At 57.9% G+C, this 21532-nt stretch carries 20 protein-coding genes and 1 pseudogene; 8 read left to right on the top strand and 13 right to left on the bottom strand.

Going from position 1 to position 21532, the window contains the following annotated elements:
• Positions 1–124: 124 nt before the first annotated feature.
• From ACXAEW_RS09655 to ACXAEW_RS09645, 3 genes are read right to left on the bottom strand one after another with little or no spacing between them, the layout of a single operon-like run.
• On the bottom strand, positions 125–583 hold the full coding sequence (locus ACXAEW_RS09655; protein ID WP_474941117.1) for a DUF6173 family protein: 459 nt from the start codon (positions 581–583) through the stop codon (positions 125–127).
• 30 nt (positions 584–613) lie between these two features.
• A complete protein-coding gene (locus ACXAEW_RS09650) occupies positions 614–1660 on the bottom strand; it encodes an MBL fold metallo-hydrolase (RefSeq protein WP_474941116.1) in 1047 nt (348 codons plus the stop codon).
• 3 nt (positions 1661–1663) lie between these two features.
• On the bottom strand, positions 1664–3364 hold the full coding sequence (locus ACXAEW_RS09645; protein ID WP_474941115.1) for an acyl-CoA dehydrogenase: 1701 nt from the start codon (positions 3362–3364) through the stop codon (positions 1664–1666).
• Positions 3365–3549: 185 nt separating this feature from the next.
• Between ACXAEW_RS09645 and ACXAEW_RS09640 the strand changes: the two genes are divergently transcribed.
• Complete coding sequence (locus ACXAEW_RS09640) at positions 3550–4500, top strand: L-threonylcarbamoyladenylate synthase (RefSeq protein ID WP_474941114.1); 951 nt, start codon at positions 3550–3552, stop codon at positions 4498–4500.
• Between the two features lie 6 nt (positions 4501–4506).
• On the opposite strand, the pseudogene ACXAEW_RS09635 reads toward ACXAEW_RS09640, so the two are convergent.
• Positions 4507–5079, bottom strand: a pseudogene (locus tag ACXAEW_RS09635) (YqgE/AlgH family protein); the annotation flags it as partial.
• Positions 5080–5222: 143 nt separating this feature from the next.
• On the opposite strand from ACXAEW_RS09635, the gene ACXAEW_RS09630 reads away from it, so the two are divergent.
• Positions 5223–6053 carry a protein-disulfide reductase DsbD domain-containing protein gene (locus ACXAEW_RS09630; RefSeq protein ID WP_474941113.1) on the top strand — a complete coding sequence of 277 codons (831 nt, stop codon included), beginning with the start codon at positions 5223–5225 and terminating at the stop codon, positions 6051–6053.
• Positions 6050–6502, top strand: a complete 453-nt coding sequence (locus ACXAEW_RS09625; RefSeq protein ID WP_474941112.1) for an NUDIX hydrolase — start codon at positions 6050–6052, stop codon at positions 6500–6502. Before ACXAEW_RS09630 ends, ACXAEW_RS09625 begins: the two co-directional genes overlap by 4 nt.
• Here the strand turns inward: ACXAEW_RS09625 and ACXAEW_RS09620 are convergent.
• From ACXAEW_RS09620 to ACXAEW_RS09600, 5 genes are all read right to left on the bottom strand, one after another.
• Positions 6472–9864: an efflux RND transporter permease subunit gene (locus ACXAEW_RS09620; protein WP_474941111.1), complete on the bottom strand. Its 3393-nt coding sequence runs from the start codon at positions 9862–9864 to the stop codon at positions 6472–6474. The genes ACXAEW_RS09625 and ACXAEW_RS09620 overlap by 31 nt on opposite strands.
• 3 nt (positions 9865–9867) lie before the next feature.
• Positions 9868–11328 carry an efflux RND transporter periplasmic adaptor subunit gene (locus tag ACXAEW_RS09615; RefSeq protein ID WP_474941110.1) on the bottom strand — a complete coding sequence of 487 codons (1461 nt, stop codon included), beginning with the start codon at positions 11326–11328 and terminating at the stop codon, positions 9868–9870.
• A 103-nt stretch (positions 11329–11431) separates the two neighbouring features.
• Complete coding sequence (moaB, locus tag ACXAEW_RS09610) at positions 11432–11974, bottom strand: molybdenum cofactor biosynthesis protein B (RefSeq protein WP_474941109.1); 543 nt, start codon at positions 11972–11974, stop codon at positions 11432–11434.
• 5 nt (positions 11975–11979) lie between these two features.
• Positions 11980–12603: a LysE family translocator gene (locus ACXAEW_RS09605; RefSeq protein ID WP_474941108.1), complete on the bottom strand. Its 624-nt coding sequence runs from the start codon at positions 12601–12603 to the stop codon at positions 11980–11982.
• A 4-nt stretch (positions 12604–12607) separates the two neighbouring features.
• Positions 12608–13369 (bottom strand): uracil-DNA glycosylase, encoded by a 762-nt coding sequence (locus tag ACXAEW_RS09600; protein WP_474941107.1) that lies wholly within the window; start codon positions 13367–13369, stop codon positions 12608–12610.
• A 214-nt stretch (positions 13370–13583) separates the two neighbouring features.
• Between ACXAEW_RS09600 and ACXAEW_RS09595 the strand changes: the two genes are divergently transcribed.
• The 5 genes from ACXAEW_RS09595 to ACXAEW_RS09575 all read left to right on the top strand — a co-directional run bounded on the left by ACXAEW_RS09595 (position 13584) and on the right by ACXAEW_RS09575 (position 17795).
• Complete coding sequence (locus ACXAEW_RS09595) at positions 13584–14549, top strand: aspartate carbamoyltransferase catalytic subunit (RefSeq protein ID WP_474941106.1); 966 nt, start codon at positions 13584–13586, stop codon at positions 14547–14549.
• 3 nt (positions 14550–14552) lie between these two features.
• Entirely contained in the window at positions 14553–15116 is a 564-nt protein-coding gene (locus ACXAEW_RS09590; RefSeq protein WP_474941105.1) for a hypothetical protein, read from the top strand.
• Between the two features lie 25 nt (positions 15117–15141).
• Positions 15142–16419 carry a dihydroorotase gene (gene pyrC, locus ACXAEW_RS09585; RefSeq protein ID WP_474941104.1) on the top strand — a complete coding sequence of 426 codons (1278 nt, stop codon included), beginning with the start codon at positions 15142–15144 and terminating at the stop codon, positions 16417–16419.
• 3 nt (positions 16420–16422) lie between these two features.
• Entirely contained in the window at positions 16423–17028 is a 606-nt protein-coding gene (gene plsY / locus ACXAEW_RS09580; RefSeq protein WP_474941103.1) for a glycerol-3-phosphate 1-O-acyltransferase PlsY, read from the top strand.
• 290 nt (positions 17029–17318) lie between these two features.
• Complete coding sequence (locus ACXAEW_RS09575; protein ID WP_474941102.1) at positions 17319–17795, top strand: YHS domain-containing (seleno)protein; 477 nt, start codon at positions 17319–17321, stop codon at positions 17793–17795.
• Positions 17796–17976: 181 nt separating this feature from the next.
• Here the strand turns inward: ACXAEW_RS09575 and ACXAEW_RS09570 are convergent, their stop codons facing one another.
• From ACXAEW_RS09570 to ACXAEW_RS09555, 4 genes are read right to left on the bottom strand one after another with little or no spacing between them, the layout of a single operon-like run.
• The gene (locus ACXAEW_RS09570; RefSeq protein ID WP_474941101.1) at positions 17977–19347 is read right to left on the bottom strand and encodes a glutamate--cysteine ligase; all 1371 of its coding nucleotides are present in this window, start codon (positions 19345–19347) and stop codon (positions 17977–17979) included.
• 59 nt (positions 19348–19406) lie between these two features.
• Positions 19407–19934: a hypothetical protein gene (locus tag ACXAEW_RS09565; protein WP_474941100.1), complete on the bottom strand. Its 528-nt coding sequence runs from the start codon at positions 19932–19934 to the stop codon at positions 19407–19409.
• Positions 19931–20797, bottom strand: coding sequence for a GNAT family N-acetyltransferase (locus ACXAEW_RS09560; RefSeq protein ID WP_474941099.1), 867 nt, complete (start codon positions 20795–20797; stop codon positions 19931–19933). Before ACXAEW_RS09560 ends, ACXAEW_RS09565 begins: the two co-directional genes overlap by 4 nt.
• A 1-nt stretch (position 20798) precedes the next feature.
• On the bottom strand, positions 20799–21524 hold the full coding sequence (locus ACXAEW_RS09555) for a 16S rRNA (uracil(1498)-N(3))-methyltransferase (RefSeq protein WP_474941098.1): 726 nt from the start codon (positions 21522–21524) through the stop codon (positions 20799–20801).
• Positions 21525–21532 lie beyond the last annotated feature (8 nt).

Below are 21532 nucleotides of genomic sequence, written 5' to 3'. Positions count from 1 at the left end.
GTCCTCGTCCCTAATCAATGTGTTCTGGATACTGAAATAACCGCCTGATGTCACCTTAGCTTTTGGTCGAAATATCACAGTATTGTGCCAATCACAGAAATTGTGACCGTAAGGTGACGACAAACTAGACGGAGGGGTTTTCCAGATCCTTGGCCAACCGGAAGCCTATGCGGTTGGCGGGTGCCTCTTTTACCGGCTTTTGGGTGGCCCGTAACATGACATTCAGCCGGGTAACATGCTGCACCAGCTGGGTCCGCGCACCGCTGGTATCGGTGCCGTAAAATGTAATAATATCAGGATCGAAATAGCCGATTCCTTCGATCCGCAGCACGCCGACATCCCCACCGGTCATCCCGATTGCCACTTCATGTTCCGCGTCCAGCTGCTTTTCAAAGTTCTGGATGTACAGCACAAGGCGTTCATAGGCCCAGCGGGCGGCGCTTTTGGTTTCAACCGGCTTTTGCAGCTCTTTGGGCACTGTGGTCAGCGCGGCGCAGGCGTCCGGGTCGGTGTGCACCTCGTAAACACACGGCAGTACAGCCGATTCTGCGACTTCTTCACTGGTTGCAATTTTATTGTCCATGCTCTTCCCCTTCTGGCCCAAAGACCCGTTCTACCCTTTACGGCGATAGAGCCAGGCACCATCTTCACGCGCCCAACGCTCTACCTCTCCCATATGGAAGAGATGGTTCACATGGGCAACCGCTTCAACCAACGCCAGCCCATATTCGCCAGTGCCGATCTTGCGTTTGAAGAGATAAGGAAAACAATCTGCGGCAGTATGAGGTTCGTCCAAAGCCTCTCGCAGGCGGTCCAGCGCACCATGGTGATTGTCGATCAGCTGACGCATGCGCAGAGGCAGACGCTGAAACGGCAGTTTGTGCCCTCCCAGGGCCAGATGTTCGGGGCGCGTGAGTTGCGACAGGCGCTCACAAGCCTCCAGCCAATCGGCCAGCGGATCCGCCATGGGTTCGGTTGCATAAACACCAATATTGGGGCTGATGGACGAAAGGATCTGGTCACCGCACAGCACCAGATTGTCATCCCTGCTCCAAAAAGTTGCGTGTTCGGGCGCATGTCCATTGCCGATATGGACATCCCACATGCGCCCGCCCATCTGGATCTGGTCTCCCTGTTTGACGCGGGCAAACCCCAGGGGCATCGGGTAAACGGTATCGGCAAAATTAAACGGCCGGTCCGACGCACGCGCGTCATAGATCTCCGGATCCATACCCGCGCTTCGATAATAGGCCAATGTTTCTCTGGGCCAGACCTCTTGTTCATCGAGCGTTAACATGCGGGAGAACAGCCAGGCCGTTCGGGTGGTGACAAGCTCGGCACCATATTCAGATTGAAACCATCCGGCCAGACCCACGTGATCCGGGTGATGATGGGTCACCACAACGCGACCCACGGGTTTTCCGCCCAAAGGGCCTGCCATCAGCCTCTCCCAAAGGGCGCGGGAGCGACGGGAGTTGATGCCGGTATCAATGATCGTCCAGCTATCGCCCTCATCCAGCGCATAGATATTTACGTGATCCAGCTTCATCGGCAAAGGCAAGCGCAGCCAAAGAACCCCCTCGGCCACCTCAATCGCCGCGCCTTCCTCGGGTGGGGTTTCAAAAGGAAACTTGAGCGTGACGTCGGGAACGCTGGTCATGATCTATCCTGCAAGCTCTTCGAGCGTAAGGGCAAATACGCCCTCACTGCCCGCGGTTGCAGCGGCCAGATGGGCGGCGTATTCGGGCAACATACGCGACATATAGAAACGTGCCAGCTTTTCGCGAGGACCGCCTGGATCGGCCTGGGCGGCCTTCAGATGATAATACCCCCCCAACACGCGGGCAAAGGCGCGCAGATAGGCAAGGCTTCCCGCAAACCGATCCTGCATGTCCTGTTTCACCAGCCAGTCGGTTGCATCGCGAAGCGCCTCGCAGGCGTTCCATAGCGCATCCGTCATTTTGGGGTTGGTCGCACGAGCCGTTTCGGCAAGGTCTTCGACTTCATCCAACAGCCGGCCGGCCATTTCTCCGCCGTCCATCATCTTACGCGCCACAAGATCCATGGACTGGATACCATTCGTCCCCTCATAAATCGCGGTCACACGGACGTCGCGATAATACTGCGCCGCGCCGCTTTCCTCGATGAAACCCATGCCGCCAAAGACCTGCACGCCGGTCTCAGCCACGCGCATGCCAACTTCTGTGCCGAACACTTTGGTGATCGGAGTCAGGAAGGCCGCGCGGGTTGCCCAGGTCGCGTCATCCGTGGCGTGAGACATGTCGATCGCATGGGCATTGGCCAGCATGATCGCCCGAGAGGCAAAAAGGTCTGCCTTCATCTCCATCAACATACGGCGGACATCCGCGTGATCCACGATGGTTCCTGACGCCGTGCGCCCTTGCTTTCGGTCCAGCGCATAGGCCAGCGCGTGTTGATAGGCGCCTTCGGCGGTGCCGACCCCCTGCCCCCCGACGCCAAGGCGGGCGTTGTTCATCATGGTGAACATGGCCGCCATACCGCCATGCTCATTGCCCACCAGCCAGCCGGTGGCCCCGTCATATTGCATCACACAGGTCGGGGAGCCGTGCAGCCCCATTTTATGTTCAAGGCTGACCACCTTCAGATCATTGGCCTTTCCAGGTTTGCCATTTTCATCGGGGATGAATTTCGGCACCACAAAAAGCGAGATCCCCTTGGTTCCCGGCACCCCGTCAGGCAGGCGCGCCAGAACCAGATGCACCACGTTTTCGGCAAAATCATTGTCTCCCCAGGAAATATAGATCTTTTGCCCGGTTACCGCATAGGTGCCATCGCCATTGTCCACGGCTTTGGACGTCAGCGCCCCCACATCCGACCCCGCTTGCGGTTCGGTCAGGTTCATGGTGCCGGTCCATTCGCCAGAGATCAGTTTCGGCAAATAAAGGTCCTTGATCGCCTCCGATGCATGCGCATCCAGCGCTTCGATCTGCCCCTGGCTCATCAAGGGGGCCAGTTGCAGAGAGAGGCAGGCCCCTGCCATCATCTCGTTCACGGCGGTTGTCACGGAAAAAGGCAGCCCCATCCCGCCATATTCCGGACTTGCATTCATACCAACCCAGCCGCCTTCAGTAATCGCTTTCCAGCCGTCCGCAAAACCGGGTGAGGTGCGCACAACGCCGTTTTCCAGGCGCGCGCCCTCCATATCGCTGCCGCGTTGCAGAGGGGCCATGACCTCATCACACAGACGCCCCGCTTCGCCGAGAATCGCTGTCACCAGATCCGGCGTAGCCTCGGCAAAAGTCTCGGTCGCGGTGGCCTCTTCAAAGCCGATGATCGTGTTCAGGATGAACTCATACTCAGATGTGGCGGCGCGATAGGTCATTGCGTCCCTTCCTATAGTCACTACAGATGTCGGGCCATCGCACATGGACGCAGGCCCCGGCGATGCGGGCATTGAACAGCGCGACAACCCTTGGCTTCACGAGGTCTTGGCGGTACACAGGGCCACCCTGAACATCATACCTACAAGCCCCAATCTCCTGATCAACCTAAACGCCGCGTCACAGCATGAACCCGATTTCAACCCTCAGCCTTGGCCCGTCCGAGGCCGATCTGGCCCAGGCCGCCGCCTTGTTGCGCCAAGGCGAACTGGTCGCCTTCCCGACAGAAACCGTTTACGGTCTGGGCGGCAACGCGCTGGTGGGTAAGACCGTCGCAGCTATTTACGCGGCCAAAGGACGACCTAGTTTCAATCCCCTGATCGCCCATGTAGCGGATGTGGATGCGGTAAAGGAATTGGTCCAATGGTCGGATTTTGCGCAACGGCTGGCGGATGCTTTCTGGCCCGGACCTTTGACACTGGTCCTACCGCTACGCCAGGGGCATGGCGTCAGCTCCCTGGTAACAGCCGGACTTTCGACACTGGCCGTTCGCGTGCCTGCCCATCCGACAGCGCAGCGCCTGCTCTCTTTGGTTGGCGGGCCCGTGGCTGCCCCATCTGCCAACCCATCCGGCCGCATCAGTCCAACCACTGCAACCCATGTTCACTCTGGGCTTGATGGGAAAATTGCTGCTGTTGTTGATGACGGGGCCTGTGGCGTGGGACTTGAATCCACCATCCTCGGTCTTGTTCATGACAAGCCTGTGTTGTTGCGCCCCGGCGGTCTCGCTGTTGAAGAGATCGAGAAGGTTCTAAAGCAAAGCGTTATGGACCGCGATCAGGCAGATCCGCTGACGGCGCCAGGGCAGTTGCTCTCTCATTACGCCCCAAATGCGACAATGCGTTTGTTCGCAGATGCGCCCCAAGCAGGAGAGCTGTTTCTGGGTTTTGGTGCGGTGGACGGTGACCTGAACCTCTCCCCCGGTGGCGACCTAGCTGAGGCCGCTGCCAATCTGTTTGACTATCTCCACCAGCTGGATGCAAAAAACGCCCCCATTGCAGTGGCTTCAATCCCAGACCATGGTCTGGGACGTGCAATAAATGACAGGTTACGGCGCGCGGCAGCACCGCGCGAGTGAGAAATTTCAGGCGTGCCCCGCCCGGGCCGACAAGACGATCGGATCAATCCCCAAGGTCTTGAGCGCGGCAACCCATTTGTCGCCATCAATTGTGTCAAAGATCAGTTCGAACGATGCATCGGTCGTGAGCCAGCCGTTTTCACCAATTTCTGCCTCCAGTTGACCGGGCCCCCAGCCCGCATAGCCGAGCATGATAATAAATCGCTCAGGCCCGCAGCCCCCGGCAATGTCTTCCAACACATCCAGTGTGGCGGTCATGGAGAACCCATCGGCCACCGCCAGCGAACTTACATTTGATTCATATTCTGAAGAATGAAGAACAAATCCACGCTGGGTCTCAACCGGCCCGCCAAAACGCACAGGGATCTGCCGGTTGGGGGCTTCTGTGATCTCTATGTCCAGTTGTTCAAGGATATCGCCCAGGACCACACCGGGGGCAGCTTTGTTGACAATCAGCCCCATTGCTCCCTCTTCCGTGTGGGAACAAAGATAGACAAGGGATTGGTCAAACCGGGGATCTCCAATTTCAGGCATGGCAATCAGGAGTTTACCGGTCAGATCCATAGACTGATGCTCGCTTTTGTTGTTATTGACCTCACCACAATGCCCCCCGCACGTGCATCGTGCAAGAGCTTAGCCCGCAAACAAATTCACGCGATAGTTTAGCAACTTGAAGAATTGCCTTCTTGGATTCTGGATGATTAACGCTCATGTAAGGAGGCATGACAAAGTTTTCCGCCTCCACATATCTTGCCCTTGCAACTGTTTTGACCCTGTCGTCGTTCTTTTTGGGGACGTCAGCGCATGCACAAAGTTTGCCCGATGATCTGGTTCAGATCGATGTTCTGGATGGCGGCACGACCCGAGAAGGCACGGTCATGGGTGCCCTACGGGTGACCCTGTCGGACGGTTGGAAGACCTATTGGCGCACCCCCGGAGACGCCGGGATTCCGCCGACGTTCTCCTGGAAAGGGTCGCAGAATGTGGCGGATGTCAAAATTACCTGGCCTGCCCCAGAGGTGTTCCTGACCTCTGGCCTGCGTACACTTGGCTATCACGATCAGATGGTCTTGCCCGTTGAAGTGACCCCCAAAACCAAGGGAAGACCTGTGCGCCTGAAGGGACAGATCGGCATCGGGATCTGCCGGGAGGTCTGTGTGCCATCGCAGTTGAGCTTTGACCATGCGCTGGATGGCGAGGCAAACCGCAACCCGGCCATTCTCGCAGCCCTTGCCAGTCGCCCGTTTTCAGCGCGCGAAGGGGGGGTAAGATCCGCAACCTGCCGCCTGTCGCCGACGCAATACGGGATGAAAGTCACCGCACGGATCACCATGCCCTCGGCCGGTGGAACAGAAATTGCTGTAATCGAGCCCGGCTCCCCCTTCTTGCAGGCAGGCGAAACGCAGGCCCGTCGCGAAGGGCGTGTTCTGGTCGCAGAGACCGAGTTCTACAGTGTGGATGATACGTTGATCTCTGTTGATCGTTCCGCCGTGCGGATCACGGTTTTGGGCCAGAAGCACGCGGTTGATATTCAGGGCTGCACCACCGGATGACCTCTCCCAAACGGCCAGTACTGGGCGCAATTGCTGTTGTCTGCCATATAGTTGACGGAGCAGCCCATGTGATCCTGGTTCAGCGCGGAAAGGACCCCAACCGCGGAGCCTGGGGATTTCCCGGTGGCCATGTCGAATGGGGAGAAGCCCTGTCAGAGGCCGCTGTGCGTGAGCTTCTGGAAGAAACAGGTGTCAGCGCTGAGGCGATTGAGGTTTTCCCGCCCGTGGACGTTATCCAGCATGACGAAAGTGGCAAAGTAATCCTGCATTATGTTCTGGGCGCGGTGCTTTGCGCCTATCGCTCTGGCACACCGACGCCGCTGGACGATGCCGACGATGCGCGTTGGGTTTCGGTTGAAGAGATTGAACGCCTGGGGCTCGATCTCCTCCCGCAGGTCGCGGATGTTGCCCGTGCCGCTCAGGCGCGGGTCTTGCGCAGCGAAAGATAGCGTAAGGCTCCCACCCCATAGGCCAAAAGGCAGACCCCTGCCGCACTCAGCACAAAGAGCAGAAAGGCGACAGATAAGGGCGCAATCCTGTCGGCCTGCGGCAAGGCCTGCGCCAACGGTGGCCAAAGATGGCCTGTGACCATGACCCACCCCAGGGTGAGTGCAAAAAGACACAGCATCACCAAAGACGCGCCCCCCAACAGCGGCGACAAGCCAGCATAGCGCAATCCCCGGCGCAGTGCGATGCGCACCCGTTGCAGGTCTTCCTGAATGGCAATCAGAGCCGGCACCACAAGCAAGACCAGCCCCATGCCAAACCCAAGGCCATAGACCAGCGTGATAACGGTCGGCTTCAAAAACTGGGCCTGCTGGGACCCTTCATACATCAGCGGAGCCAGACCAAGCACCGTGGTCAATGTCGTCAACAGCACCGGTCGCAATCGGTCAGAGGCGCCTTCGATGATCGACGGGCGCAAGCCGCGCGTCTCGGCATATTCATCGATGGTTGTCACCAGAACAATCGAGTCGTTGATAATGATCCCGGTCATCCCCAGCAGCCCGACAACGGTAAACATCGACAGAGGGACATCCCAGATATAGTGCCCCCAGATCGTCCCGACGAGGCCGAACGGAATAATCGCCATCACCACAAACGGGCGCGTCCAACTGCCAAAGATCCAGGCCAGCACCAGGTAAATACCCGCGAGGACCAAGACAAGCGCATCACGCGCATCCAGCAGAAACGTATCTTCCTGCTCGCTCAGGCCGGACAATTGCCATTCCACCTGTCGTTCGCTGGCAATACCCGGCAGGATTTCCTGCTCCAAACGCTCTATGATTTCCGCAGCGCGGGCCGGGTCATCTTCGGAAATATCGCCTGTCACGCTTAGCACCCGCAGGCCGTTTTCACGCTGTACCGTTGTGAAACCACTGCGTCGGGTGACCGAGACGATGTCGGCCAAAGGTACATAGGCGCCGCTGGGTGCGCGCAACTGCATGGTTTCCAGAAAATCTGCTGATAGCTCACCTGCAGGCAGCTCCACCCGGATTTCAGCGTTTCGAGGACCGTCCGGGTAGGTTGCAGCCTCGATCCCGCCAAGGCGTGCACGAAGAACACTGCCCAGGTCATCAATGGAGAACTCCATGGCCTGCCCCTGGGGAGTAAGGTCTAGAACCAGCTCCTCCTTGTCATAGGCAAGCGTATCTTCGACCGCTGAGACCTCACCAAATTCGGCAAGTGCAGTTTTAAGGTCTTCGGACGCAGCTTTCAGGACGTCAAGATCGCGACCATAGAACTGCACATCCAGTGCATCCCCACCCGGACCAGAGCGCCAGCCACGGAAGGAAACGACCTCTACCAGCGGGTGGCGCTGGACGCGGTCCTGCAATTCTCCCACAAAAGCAAAGGAGGAATAGGGGCGAAGGTCTGCATCAATCAGTTCAATCGAAATCCCGCCCAATAGGTTGGCATCCTTACTGTCGACACCCCCCAACCCACGCCCGGCATTGCCACCGACTTCGGCCATCACAAATTCCAGCGGGTTAAGGCCATAACGCTCTTCGTATTCTTTGCCCAGTTCTTCGGTCGCGCGCTGCATCTCCTGCATCATCGCCAGAGAATCCGCGCGCGTTGCCCCTTCGGCCATTGCAAAATTGCCAGTAACCGAACCGCGCTCCGGCGCATTGAAGAACCGCCATTGAACATCGCCGTTGATAAACAGGACCATCTGAGTAGCGAGCAGCAGAACGGCACCTGCAAACACCGCATAGCGCGCGCGCACGACCACCCCCATAAGAGGACGGAAAAGATTTTCGCGCGACCAGCGGAACCCTTTGTCCACCATACGGTTTGGGTACTCATACCAATTGCCTTTGCCGGCATGAGACAACGCATGAGCCATGTGGTTGGGCAGGATAAAGAAACATTCCACAAGAGAGGCCGCAAGGACGGCGATAACCGTCAGGGGAATGTCCCGGATCAGATCTCCAAATCGGCCACTGATGTTTGTCAGGCCAAAAAACGCGATGATGGTCGTGAGCGCCGCTGCCATCACCGGCAGCGCCATTCGGCGGGCGGCATTTTCGGCGGCCTGGACCGGGCTTTCCCCCAATCTCCGGACACGAAAATCGGCGTGTTCGCCCACCACGATGGCATCATCCACGACAATCCCAAGGGTTATGATCAGGCCAAACAGGCTGATCATATTGATCGTCAGACCACCTGCATACATCACGGCAATGGCCGCGAACATCGCCGCCGGAATCCCGGCGGCCACCCAAATTGCGATACGTGCATTCAGGAACAAAAACAGCAGCAGAACCACCAATCCAAGTCCCATCAGACCGTTGTCCAACAAGATATCCAAACGGCCAGAAATCGCCTCTGCCCGCGTGCGGATCAGACGGGCAGAGACACCCTCTGGCAGGGTTTCCTGAAAGGCATCAACCGTTTCCTGTACGGTATTTTGAATCTTAATCGCGTCTCCCTTATCCGAGCGATCCACGCGGATTGACATCGCACGATCATCGTCTACGAAATAGGATCGCTCACGCGTGACCCCATCAACCCGAACCCGCGCCACATCGCCCACGGTCAGGACGGATCCGTCGTCGTTCACGCGAAGTACGATTTCAATCAATTCTTCCGGGCTGCGCCGTTCAACGCCGGTTCGGACACGGGCATTTGCGCCTTCCACCTCCCCCGCCGGGTTCGCGTCCACCTCACCTGCGATAGCGCTTGCGATATCCGCCATAGTGATGTCATTGGCAACAAGTTGTGCGGACGTGACCTCGACAATGGTTTGGGGCGCAGCAAGGCCACGAATCGTAGTTCGTGTCACACCTACATCAAAAAGACGCACAACCAGCTCATCGGCGAATTGCGCTAATTGTTCCGGGTCGATCGGGCCAGAGATGACGATGTCTGTTACTCTGTCACGCCACCCACCGCGGCTCACGGACGGGTCGTCTGCCTCTTCCGGCAACGTGGTGATCGCATCAACCGCGGTCTGCACGTCATCTGACGCGCGTGACATGTCCCAACCGGGTTCGAATTCCAAACTTATGGACGCACGCCCCTCCCGTGAACTGGACTCGGTTGAGACAACACCATCCACGGCCAGAAGCGCAGGCTCCAGAGCCTGCACAATAGCGGCATCCACATCTTCGGGACCGGCATCATCCCAAGTGACACTGACCGAAACGCTTTCGACAATCACATCCGGGAAGAACTGCGCCCGCATATTGGGAATTGCGGCCGCTCCCAAGATCAGCAGAACCACCAACAAAAGATTTGCGGCTGTTTTGTGTCGGGTGAAGTACGACAAAAGCCCTTTGGCCTGATCTGGCAGATCCTTCACCATGGGTTATCCCCCCATCCGGGATTCGATCCGGTCCACCAAGGCCGCAGGAACACGGGATTGGGCGAGCTGGCCCAAGACGCGCTGTTTGGCCTCGTCGGGCATGCGCGGGTTGCCTTCGACAAATGACACAAGGCGCGCGCGTCGTTCATCAGTCAACTCAATCATGTCAGGCTTTTGGATTTCAGCAGCATCTGCGTTCTGCCGCAAGGGGGTCACAAGGATCCCGCTGCCCAAAAGCGGCGTGCGCCCAACCACAATCTCCCGCCCCACAAGGCCTGATCCGCGGATCAGAACGTCATCGCCCTGACGACGCACCAGCTCAACATTCAGGCTGAGCAGGCGATTGTCCTCGTCCAGCACCAGAACTGTCCCGTCCGACCCTAGCGCTGAAGAGGCCACCCTGACTACGCCACGGACTGCCGGTTCGCGCACTGAAACAGTGACAAAGTCATCCGGCTTAAACCCCGGAGCCCTATCAATGCGGGCATAGATAAAACGCCCTGTCTGCCCGCCCCCCGCCGCACCGCTGTCGCGGGAGATCACGCCGGTCGCTTCAAGGTCTGCGCCGGTCGCATCAAGCCGTACCGAAACCGGCAACGGCAGCAATCGCCCCTCTTCGTCCAGAAGACGGGCGTATTGAACAGTTGAGACCCGAAAGGCGACCTCAAGCTGTCGGGGGTCCACAAGCTCAGCAAGTTTTTCATTGGCTGAGACCAGCCGTCCCTTAACCACGGACACTTCTTCCAGGTTGCCGGAAAATTCAGCCACAACGGTCATGTCTTCCAGATCGCGTTTTGTGGTCTCTACGGCGATGGCCGCGCGGGCTTCACTTGTTGCGGCCTGATCCACGCGCGCCTCAGCCTGGCTGAGCGCCTGTCGACGGGTAATCACGGATTGGCGCGCCTGCGCTGCAACCAGCTCCGCCTCCTCGACGGCTGCAGCCGTGCCGACACCGCGTGACTGCAGGTCCTTTTGACGTTGAAATGCGCGGGTGCGCAGGTCGGCTTGTTCCTCTGCGGCGGCCAACTCGTCCCGTGCCAGGTCCAAAGCACGGGCTGCATCCCGTGTCTCAGCAGCGGCGTCCATCTGATCGGCTTCGGCACTTGCAAGAGCAGCGCGCGCATCAGCAGGGTCTAATTGTGCCAGGATTTCGCCCTGCCGGACACTCCCACCTTCGACAAAAGCATCAGACAAAGTTACAACGCGGCCGGATGCCGGAACCCGAAGCTCCAACCGTCTGCGGCTTTCGATCCGGCCAAAAACCACCAATTCGGGATGTTCTTCGCTGACCTCGGCCGTAACCACATTTACGGTAAAAACCCGTTCACGCGCCGGACGCTGGTTGGTTTCCTCGTTCAGATAAGCCTCTATCGCAGTGTAAACCATCTGGCCTGAATAGGCCAAAAACCCCAACGCCAGCGCTGTAAAAAAGAGCCCCACAAGGCTTTGCCGCAGAAAGCGCATCCCAAGATCCTTTTTTAGCATTCAGTGGCAGGATTCCACCGAAATAGCTCGGGAAAGTTTATCAACTCTTCCGGTCTGTTACGAGCTTTCACGCAGCAGTGGATCACTTCCGTCGCAAATGTTCGTCCAATCTGGGCATTATCTCAACAAAGTTACAAGGCAAATGCCGGTAATCAAGTTGTTTTGAGAGGATTTCATCCCACCCGTCTTTGCATGCACCGGGGCTGCCCGGCAGTGCAAAAAGATAAGTCGCGCCCGCCACACCTCCGGTCGCGCGAGATTGCACCGCCGATGTGCCGATTTTCTGCATCGAGATGATCGTAAAGACAGTCCCAAACGCGTCGATTTCTTTTTCGTAAACATCACGGTGCGCCTCTACCGTGACATCACGCCCTGTCAGCCCAGTGCCCCCGGTAGAGATCACAACATCCACATCGTCATCCGTCACCCATGCGCGCAGTTGGTCCGCAATCTCCGCGCGTTCATCACGCAGGATCTTGCGGTCTGCCAGAACATGTCCTGCGGCAGTCAACCGATCTACCAGAACCTGACCAGAGCGGTCGTCTTCCATGTTGCGGCTGTCCGAGACGGTCAGAATGGCAATGCGAACAGGGATAAATTCTTTGCTTTCATCAATACGGGACATGGCGATCAGATCCTTTCCATGATGGCCAGTCGAACCGCCAATGCCGCGAAGATGCCGCCGGTGATCCGATCTAGCCAGACCGACAGGCCAGTCCCTGCCGACAATGCACGCCCAAGCCGCCCCGCCATCATTCCGGCAGTGGCGTTTACCAAAAAACCACCTACAGAAATAATCGCCCCAAGCAACAGGAACTGCCCCAGTATGGATCCGGCCTCGGGCAAGATAAACTGCGGTAAGAAGGCCAGAACAAACAGGATAACCTTGGGATTTGACAGGTTTACAATCAGGCCGCTGCGAAAGGCCGCGCCCTGTGCCACCTCAACCGGCTGCGCCTTTCGCTTGGGCACAGCGCAAAACGCACCCCATGCCAGATACAGAAGATAGGCCACCCCGACCCAGCGGATCACCTCAAACACGACGGGCACCTGCGCAACCAACGCCCCAAGTCCAAGCCCTGCAAGCGTCACGTGAATCATTGCGCCGACCGCCACACCTGCGCTGGCAAGTACGGCAGCGCGCGAACCTGAACGAGTCCCCTGACCGATACAAAACAGCATATCAGCGCCCGGGGTGACATTCAGAGCCAGTGCCGCCGGTACAAAGGTCAAAAGTGTAATTGCGTCAATCATGGCTTCATTGCGCCCTCAGGCGCGCTTTCAGGTCCAGAAGATCCGCCCAGGCCTGTCGTTTCTGCTGAGGCTGGCGCAACAGGAAGGCCGGGTGAAACATCGGCATTGCCGGTTTGCCCCAGGCCTGATCCCATTTGCCGCGCAAACGGGTGATCCCACGACGACCCAGCACAGCCTGGCAGCTGATGTTCCCCATCAGAACCAGAACATCGGGCTTTGCCAACGCTACATGTCGTTCCAGAAACGGCAGCATCATCGCCATTTCTGCGGGTTCCGGGTCGCGGTTTTGCGGCGGTCGCCAAGGCAGGACATTGGTGATGTACACGTTTTCCGAACGGCTCAGATCAATGGCTTCCAGCATCTTGTCCAACAGCTGGCCAGCCCGACCGACAAAGGGTTTGCCTTGCAAATCCTCATCGCGCCCCGGCGCCTCACCAATGATCATCACCCGTGCCCCCGCCTGCCCATCGGCAAACACCAGATTGCGGGCACCGCGCTTCAGGAGGCAATGGTCAAACCCTGCCAAGGCATCCTTTAGGGCTGGCAGGCTATTGCAGGCGGCCGCTGCCTTTTTTGCCTCGACGACAGGGTCGACTTCTTTTGGCTTGATAATCTGAGGAGCAGCATCGGGTTTGGCAGGCTTTTGCGCAGTTTTTTGCAAAGCATAGCGATCAACCGGCGCATCGCACAACGCGTCGGTCGCCCCAAGCTCCACCTGCCATTCCAACAGCGCCTTGGCGCTCCAATAATCCATTGCCGATTCCATGCGTTAAGCTACCCTGCCACGCGCCTGAGCGAAACCACCCGCGTTTCCATCTATTGCCAAATACGCCGACCGGAAATCTCTCCCACATAGCTCATTCTCTTTACCATTGTTTCAGCACCTTGCCCCAAACCAATGTGCCGCCTATAAGTGCCGCCAAATCCGCCGGAGCCAGGACATTGAAACCGCAATGCCTGCCCCCAAAAGGAGACTGCCCATGTCCGATGCGCCCACCTATTTCCGCCAGAACCATCTGTTGGGAATCGAGCCACTGCACCCGCTGGAAATCACCGAGATCCTTGATCTGGCAGATACCTATGTTGAGCTGAACCGGCAGACCCAGAAACATGCGGATGCGCTGGCGGGCCTTACACAGATCAACATGTTCTTTGAAAACTCTACCCGGACGCAGGCGAGCTTTGAGCTGGCAGGCAAACGTCTGGGCGCGGATGTGATGAACATGGCCATGCAGGCCTCGTCGATCAAGAAAGGCGAGACGCTGATTGACACGGCCATGACGCTGAATGCGATGCATCCGGACCTGCTGGTGGTTCGACATCCCCATTCCGGCGCGGTGGATCTGCTGTCGCAAAAGGTCAACTGTGCGGTGCTGAACGCAGGCGACGGAAAGCACGAACACCCGACACAGGCCCTGCTGGATGCATTGACCATTCGCCGCGCCAAAGGACGCCTGCACCGCTTGAACATTGCGATCTGCGGTGACATCGCCCACAGTCGCGTGGCGCGGTCCAACCTGATCCTTTTGGGCAAGATGGAAAACCGCATTCGTCTGATCGGCCCGCCGACGCTGGTGCCCGGCCATTTTGCAGAGTTCGGGGCCGAGATCTATGACGACATGCGCGAAGGCCTGAAGGATGTTGACGTGGTCATGATGCTGCGCCTTCAAAAAGAACGTATGGACGGCGGCTTTATCCCGTCCGAACGTGAATATTACCACCGCTTTGGCCTGGATGCCGAAAAACTGGCGCTGGCGAAACCGGATGCCATTGTCATGCACCCTGGCCCGATGAACCGCGGAGTAGAAATTGACGGCACAATCGCCGATGATATCAACCGCTCTGTCATTCAGGAACAGGTCGAAATGGGTGTGGCCGTGCGCATGGCTGCGATGGACCTTCTGGCGCGAAACCTCCGCCTTCGCCGCCAAGGTGAGGCCGCCTGATCCATGACGGCGCCCAAGGCCAGCAGCTCAGACCACGACATCGTGATCCCGGCCGGGGAACACGGCAAGATTCGCCTTTTCCAACTGGAGATGCGCCCGGAACAACTGGCCTTTGTCCGTGATGAGCCCGGGGCCTTGGCGCAGATCCTTGGGGTGGAAACGCTGGATATGGCGCAGGCCGATCTGTTTGATGTGGCCGATCTCGAAGACCTTGGACTGGCTGGGTATCTGACCGAAGGATGCGGGGTCGCGGTCGAAGATCTGCACTCCGAACACGCCAAACTGACATCTCTGACCGGTCCGATGCTGGTGTTGCGCTCCCGCGCCTTTGCCGGGCAGGAAACGCGCCTGACCCCTTCGGACCAGGTCTCTCTGGTGGCTACCTATCCCGAAGCATCCGCCACATGGAGCGCGCGCCCTGTGACTGCTGACAGCGCCAAACCACAGAAACCCATTGCAAAACTTCCCCCCCGCCAGGCTCGCGCCGAAGCGCGCCGCCTAGGCTTTATCTTTTTTGTGGTGGTGATGAGCCTCTTTATCCTCATCCTTGCCACGCTGATCCTGTGACCTTTGACTTGAAAGAACCTCAGACATGACGCTTCTTTTCACCAATGCCCGCCTGATTGACCCGGAAGCTGGGAGCGACAGCCTGGGGCACCTTTTGGTTCAGGATGGCAAGATCGCAGCTGTCCTGAATGAAGGCGACGCACTGCCAAATGCGGCACAGGTTGTGGACTGCAAAGGCAAATGCCTGGCCCCTGGTATCGTCGACATCGGCGTAAAGGTTTGCGAGCCCGGTGAGCGTCACAAAGAAAGCTATAAATCCGCGGGTCTGGCTGCTGCTGCCGGGGGCGTAACAACAATTGTCACACGCCCCGATACGCTTCCGACGATCGATACCCCCGAAACGCTGGAATTTGTAACCCGCCGCGCACAGGCTGATACACCTGTCAACGTGCTGGCCATGGCCTCCCTGACCAAAGGGCGCGAGGGGCGCGAAATGGTGGAAATCGGCTTTCTGCTGGATGCCGGTGCAGTTGCATTCTCGGACTGTGACAAGGTCGTACAAAATACCAAGGTTTTCAGCCGCGCGCTGTCTTACGCAAAATCCTGCGGCGCGCTGGTCATTGCCCACCCCCAGGAACCAACGCTGAGTGCTGGAGCGGCAGCGACATCTGGCAAGTTTGCAACCTTGCGCGGCTTACCTGCTGTTTCCCCGATGGCAGAACGGATGGGGCTGGACCGGGATATTGCACTGTTGGAGATGACTGGCGCCAGATACCACGCAGACCAGATCACAACCGCACGCGCGCTTCCAGCACTGGAACGTGCAAAGAAGAACGGGTTGGACATCACCGCGGGCACCTCGATCCACCACCTGACGCTGAACGAGCTGGACGTTGCGGATTATCGCACGTTCTTCAAGGTCAAGCCGCCGCTGCGCAGTGAAGAAGACCGTCTGGCCGTGGTGGATGCAGTGCGCAGCGGTCTGATTGATACAATTTCCTCGATGCACACGCCACAGGACGAGGAAAGCAAACGCCTCCCGTTTGAAGAGGCCGCGTCGGGCGCCGTCGGGCTGGAAACGCTTTTGCCCGCCGCGCTGCGGCTGTATCACTCGGATCTGCTGGATTTACCAACATTGTTCCGTGCAATGGCTTTGAACCCGGCCAAACGGTTGGGATTGGAGAGCGGGCGGCTCGCCACCGGCGCACCGGCAGATCTGGTGATGTTTGACGCGGATGTGCCCTTTGTTCTGGACCGGTTCAACCTGCGGTCAAAGTCACAGAATACGCCGTTCGACGGGCAAAAATTGCAAGGGCATGTGCTGGCGACTTATGTTGCCGGAACATGCGTATTTGAAAGGTAAACCATGCCAAGTCTCGAGATCGCCCTGCCCGCTCTGCTCCTGTGGGGTGTAATCGGATACCTGTTGGGATCAATCCCTTTTGGCCTGCTTCTGACCCGGGCCATGGGACTCGGCAATCTGCGCGAGATTGGATCGGGTAACATCGGCACAACCAATGTGCTGCGCACCGGCAGCAAGGCCGCTGCGGCACTGACACTCTTTTTGGATGGCGGCAAGGGCGCGGCGGCGGTCCTCGCGGCGCGTTTTCTGGCAGGTGAGGACGCGGCGCAGCTGGCCGGACTTTTGGCATTTGTTGGGCACTGCTTTCCGGTCTGGCTCAGATTTAACGGCGGAAAAGGCGTTGCCACTTTTCTCGGCCTTATGCTTGCCTTGGCCTGGCCGGTTGGGGTTGCCTGCTGCCTGACCTGGCTGGCTGCGGCCGCGCTCAGCCGTATTTCCTCGATGGGCGCACTTGTCGCGGCTGTATCCTCCCCCCTGTGGGCACTGCTCCTTGGGCACGGAAACGTGACATCGCTTGCAATTTTGCTCACGGGATTTGTGATCTGGCGTCATTTGGCCAACATAAAGCGGCTTCTAGCGGGAGCAGAACCCAAGATCGGGCAAAAATAATTCCCCAAAACCTCTCCTGTCGATCAGTGTTTTCTCATTCACCAATTGACAATACAACCATTTGAAAAATATATATCTTTTTACGTGATCTCGAAACATTAACCAATCAGTTAAGGTGCGCTTTTTCTCATTCGCACCTGCGCAAGTGCACAATCAATTTCAGTTGATTTGAACAAGATTTGGGCACCTCCCACATCTGAGAAGCGGCAGGTGAACGTCCTGCCCGACCACTCGTAACTCCAAGCTTATGAGGCAATTTTCGCCTCCTGGGCACAAGAAGGTATCATATCATGATCAAGGCAAAATCCATCCTGGGCGGCATCGCACTTTCAGTCGCCGTTGCAACGTCTACTCTTGCAGCTGGCGTTGAATACAACGCGACCTCTACCGGCCTCGCACTGCAAGGATATGATCCGGTAGCCTATTTCACCGATGGCGCGCCCACCAAGGGCAACTGGAAAATTACCTCCACATTTGACGAAGCGACCTATCGCTTTGCCACCGAAGAAAACAAAGCTGCATTTGAAAAGAACCCCGAAGCCTATATCCCGGCATACGGCGGATACTGCGCATTTGGCGCTGCTATGGGCTTCAAATTTGACGGAGACCCAACCTATTGGAAAATCGTGGACGATGTTCTGTACCTGAACCTCTCCAAAGATATTCAGGAACGCTGGGAAGGCGACATTCCGGGCTTTATCGAACGTGCAGACGTAAACTGGGATGAAATCGGAGAGAAAACCCCAGAAGAGCTGCAGGCGCAATAACGCGCTTCACCTCCTAGCCTGCCCATCACAGGTGCTTTGCCGACATCGGTTTCCGATGTCGGCTATTTTTATCAGCTGGCGGCGCGGCCAATGCCACAAACGCGCCATTGGAGAACGCCGCCCAGACCGACCGCTCAAGAAAAATGGGCGTCTCAGCGGCGCCCCTTTCCTACGTCAATTCTCAGTAGCTGTACTCAGCGTAGATCTTCGTCAGATCGCCGCCCCAGTCTCCGTGGTAGTGATCCAACAGTTCATCCGCCGGAACCTTGCCCGTCTCGACACTTTCTTTCAGCGTGTTGAGGAAGTGCGTCTCATCCGGGACGAACCCGCCCGCACTCTTGCAACCACGCGCTTGCAAACCCGCGGTCGCAATCTCCAGAACTTGGCCAGCCAGCGCTTGCATCTTGATGTTACCAACTTCGGCCTGAAGACCGGAAACGGATGCACCAACCCGCAGTGCCTCACGGGTTTCTGCGTCCCAGGTTTTAACCAGATCCCAGGCCGCATCCAACGCGGATTGGTTGTACATCAAACCAACCCAAAAGGCCGGCAATGCACAAAGACGGCTCCACGGGCCGCCATCTGCACCCCGCATTTCCATGTATTTCTTGATGCGCGCTTCAGGGAATGCCGTCGTCAGATGGTCCGCCCAGTCCGACAGTGTTGGCGTCTGCCCAGGTAAGGCAGGCAATTTGCCTTGCAGAAAGTCACGGAACGATTGGCCCAGCGCGTTGATGTATTCACCGTCGCGGTAGACAAAATACATCGGCACATCCAGTGCATACTCCACATAACGTTCGAAACCCATGCCGTCTTCAAACACAAAAGGCAGCATGCCCGTGCGGGCATCATCCAGATTGCGCCAGATCAGGCTGCGCCAAGACTTATGATCGTTTGGTTTGCCTTCAAAGAACGGCGAATTGGCAAAGAGCGCGGTCGCCACAGGCTGCAACGCCAGAGCGACGCGCAGCTTCTGCACCATGTCAGCCTCGGATCCAAAGTCGAGATTCACCTGTACTGTACAGGTGCGGCGCATCATCGCGCGCCCCATGGTGCCGACTTTTTCCATATAGTCATTCATGAGGCGATACCGCCCCTTGGGCATCAGCGGCATTTCCTCATGCGACCAAATCGGCGCAGCGCCCAATCCGATAAAGCCCACACCGATTTTGTCGGCGATGTCTTTTACCTCGCGCAGGTGCTCGTTCACCTCATCACAGGTTTCATGAATAGTCTCCAACGGAGCGCCTGACAGCTCCAGGGCACCGCCCGGCTCCAGGCTGACATTGGCACTATCCTTGGTGAGACCAATAAGCTTGCCGCTTTCGGTGACCGGATCCCAGCCATATGTGTCGCGCAGCCCTTCAAGGACCGCCACGATGGAGCGCTGCCCCTCATAAGGCAAAGGCATCAGCGTATCTTTGCAATAGCCGAATTTCTCATGTTCGGTACCGATGCGCCAATCGGCACTCGGTTTACAGCCCGACGCTAGGTATTCCGCCAATTGCTCATGGCGTTCGATAGGACCGCCGCCGGATTGTGGGATGGACATGGGAAACTCCGTCCGTTGTCTGTCTCGTTGCGCAGAAGTGGGCGGAATCGCCCAAAGTGTCAATGCAGCCGATAGTGGGCGTCGCGACTGGGAGCGCGCTCCCAGATCACGACCTGGTGAGGTCCTTTGCGATGCAGTTCCTCCAGCATGCGCTCTGTCTTGAGGCCCGGCAAGCTTGCAAACACATCAAAAAGCCCGTCGGCCCCTGCTGCGTTGACCGGAATCGCCAAGGGTGCTTGCCCCGGCTGCTCCAAGAGCCAGTGGGACGGTTTCGCAGTATGATCCAAACGCAGCCTTTCGAGTTCGGATGCGGCCACTGCCCCCCCGGTAAGCGGTCCAAAATAGGCAATTTGCCCTTCATCGACCTTCACCACTCCAGGTCCGCTCCCGCCCAAGCGAAAGCGAAGCCTTTGTCCGCCAATGACGGCAACAACAACGGCAATCAGCAGGAAAGCCCAGCCCGTGACCTGCCAGAACCCAAACCCAAAGAACACCCAGCGCAGGCCAACAAGAGCAAGAGCTGCCGCAGCGATCAATTCACGCCAATGCCACATTGCGGCGCGGGCTTCGGGTCGAATAAAGCTCATGTGCGTGCCTCCACAGTGACTGTGCGGATGGTTTGTGCTTCCCGAAACAGCATCAGCGCAAATTTTCCCGCCGGTTGGAAGCCAACCGCGCGATAGGCCGTCGCCGCCGCCTCATTTGCTGCGAACAACACCGCCCGTGTCGCACCGGCTTCGCGGGCCTTGGCCAAATGCATCGCAACCGCGTGGCGTGCATGTCCCCGTCCACGTAATTCTGGTGGCGTGAACACGCCGCCGATTTGCACGACGCCGCCGATATTCGCGCTGAATCCAGTCATTGCAACGGGTTCCCCCTCAACCAGGAGAATGCGGTGACTGTCTTTCGCAAGGTATCTCTCAACTTCCCGCTGCGCAGCCTCTCGTGCCTTTTCTTTGCCCACCCCAAGAGCTTCACGATCAAAGTGGGCACGCCAGTTCACAGCAAGGCTGCGGTCAATTGCCGCCAAAGGCACCAGTTGATCACCCGCACGCGGACCGATTTGCACTTGATCCAACTCGAGGTGAAATCCAAGGTCATCGCTATCCCGCGTCATCGGCGCGCAATACAACCCAGCCGCAACGGAAAAGGCGCGGATCTGGGGCGCATCTCCCAGCAGCCCGCTCACCTTGCGGCCTCGGATCAGCTGGGCAGCAGCGGCCCAAACCTCACGTTCTACGCCCGGCGCCTGCAACAAAACACTACCGGAGTTCGAAATCGCAAAGACGCCTTGCTGGCTCTCCAACACCCAAAGGTTCAAACCATAGGGCGCCTCCGACCCTAACCCGTGATCGCGCAAATTGATGAGCAAAAACATAGAGCTTTGAACATGATCGAACAAAAACCGTTCGACCCAACCCAAATCCTCTTCTGTTGCGGCGCGCCACATCTCACCAATCTCCCAAACTTTTCTGCCAAAGCGTCATCGCCGCCACGGCAGCAGTATCGGCCCGCAGGATACGGGGACCGAGGCTTACCACATGCGATTGTTTGAGCGTATGCAAGCGGTTCCGTTCCCCGTCAGAAAAGCCACCTTCAGGGCCGATCAGAATAGCCCATGGCGCGTCCCTGTGGACGTCTGCCGCGAGTTCCAGCGCATTGCCGGCCTCCGCCTCGTCACAAAACATCAACTGGCGTTCCTCGGGCCAATGATCCAGTAGGCGTGCCAGTTTTTGCAGATCTGCCACTTCGGGCACATAGGTACCGCCACATTGCTCGGCCGCTTCAACCGCATGGGCCTGCAACCGGTCCTGACGGATCCGCTCGGAATTGGTGAACTCCGTCTGCAAAGGCAAGATTCGGGCCGCCCCCATCTCGGCGGCCTTTTCCACGATAAAATCGGTGCGCGCCTTTTTGATTGGCGCAAACAGCAGCCAAAGGTCTGGTGGCATTTGCAGCGGTTTGGTTTGTTCCACGCAGTTCAGCAGCCCGGCGCGCTTGCCCGCCTCGGCGACTTTACACGTCCATTCCCCATCCCGCCCATTGAACAGTGCGACATCTGCGCCCACTCCAAGGCGCATCACCCCAAAGAGGTAATGTGCCTGCTCCCGATCAAGAGGAACCGATTGCCCTGCCCCCAAGGGGTGCTCTACATACAGTCTGACTTTTGCACTCATGGAAGCTT

It is taken from the genome of Epibacterium sp. ABZ3_068 (assembly GCF_056159265.1).
This window is presented reverse-complemented; position numbering and strand designations above follow the sequence as displayed.

Coding starts and splice junctions, on each gene's coding strand:
- ACXAEW_RS09655 (WP_474941117.1), bottom strand. CDS start 583: ATGGACAATAAAATTGCAACCAGTGAAGAAGTCGCAGAATCGGCTGTA.
- ACXAEW_RS09650 (WP_474941116.1), bottom strand. CDS start 1,660: ATGACCAGCGTTCCCGACGTCACGCTCAAGTTTCCTTTTGAAACCCCA.
- ACXAEW_RS09645 (WP_474941115.1), bottom strand. CDS start 3,364: ATGACCTATCGCGCCGCCACATCTGAGTATGAGTTCATCCTGAACACG.
- ACXAEW_RS09640 (WP_474941114.1), top strand. CDS start 3,550: ATGAACCCGATTTCAACCCTCAGCCTTGGCCCGTCCGAGGCCGATCTG.
- ACXAEW_RS09630 (WP_474941113.1), top strand. CDS start 5,223: ATGACAAAGTTTTCCGCCTCCACATATCTTGCCCTTGCAACTGTTTTG.
- ACXAEW_RS09625 (WP_474941112.1), top strand. CDS start 6,050: ATGACCTCTCCCAAACGGCCAGTACTGGGCGCAATTGCTGTTGTCTGC.
- ACXAEW_RS09620 (WP_474941111.1), bottom strand. CDS start 9,864: ATGGTGAAGGATCTGCCAGATCAGGCCAAAGGGCTTTTGTCGTACTTC.
- ACXAEW_RS09615 (WP_474941110.1), bottom strand. CDS start 11,328: ATGCGCTTTCTGCGGCAAAGCCTTGTGGGGCTCTTTTTTACAGCGCTG.
- moaB (WP_474941109.1), bottom strand. CDS start 11,974: ATGTCCCGTATTGATGAAAGCAAAGAATTTATCCCTGTTCGCATTGCC.
- ACXAEW_RS09605 (WP_474941108.1), bottom strand. CDS start 12,603: ATGATTGACGCAATTACACTTTTGACCTTTGTACCGGCGGCACTGGCT.
- ACXAEW_RS09600 (WP_474941107.1), bottom strand. CDS start 13,369: ATGGAATCGGCAATGGATTATTGGAGCGCCAAGGCGCTGTTGGAATGG.
- ACXAEW_RS09595 (WP_474941106.1), top strand. CDS start 13,584: ATGTCCGATGCGCCCACCTATTTCCGCCAGAACCATCTGTTGGGAATC.
- ACXAEW_RS09590 (WP_474941105.1), top strand. CDS start 14,553: ATGACGGCGCCCAAGGCCAGCAGCTCAGACCACGACATCGTGATCCCG.
- pyrC (WP_474941104.1), top strand. CDS start 15,142: ATGACGCTTCTTTTCACCAATGCCCGCCTGATTGACCCGGAAGCTGGG.
- plsY (WP_474941103.1), top strand. CDS start 16,423: ATGCCAAGTCTCGAGATCGCCCTGCCCGCTCTGCTCCTGTGGGGTGTA.
- ACXAEW_RS09575 (WP_474941102.1), top strand. CDS start 17,319: ATGATCAAGGCAAAATCCATCCTGGGCGGCATCGCACTTTCAGTCGCC.
- ACXAEW_RS09570 (WP_474941101.1), bottom strand. CDS start 19,347: ATGTCCATCCCACAATCCGGCGGCGGTCCTATCGAACGCCATGAGCAA.
- ACXAEW_RS09565 (WP_474941100.1), bottom strand. CDS start 19,934: ATGAGCTTTATTCGACCCGAAGCCCGCGCCGCAATGTGGCATTGGCGT.
- ACXAEW_RS09560 (WP_474941099.1), bottom strand. CDS start 20,797: ATGTGGCGCGCCGCAACAGAAGAGGATTTGGGTTGGGTCGAACGGTTT.
- ACXAEW_RS09555 (WP_474941098.1), bottom strand. CDS start 21,524: ATGAGTGCAAAAGTCAGACTGTATGTAGAGCACCCCTTGGGGGCAGGG.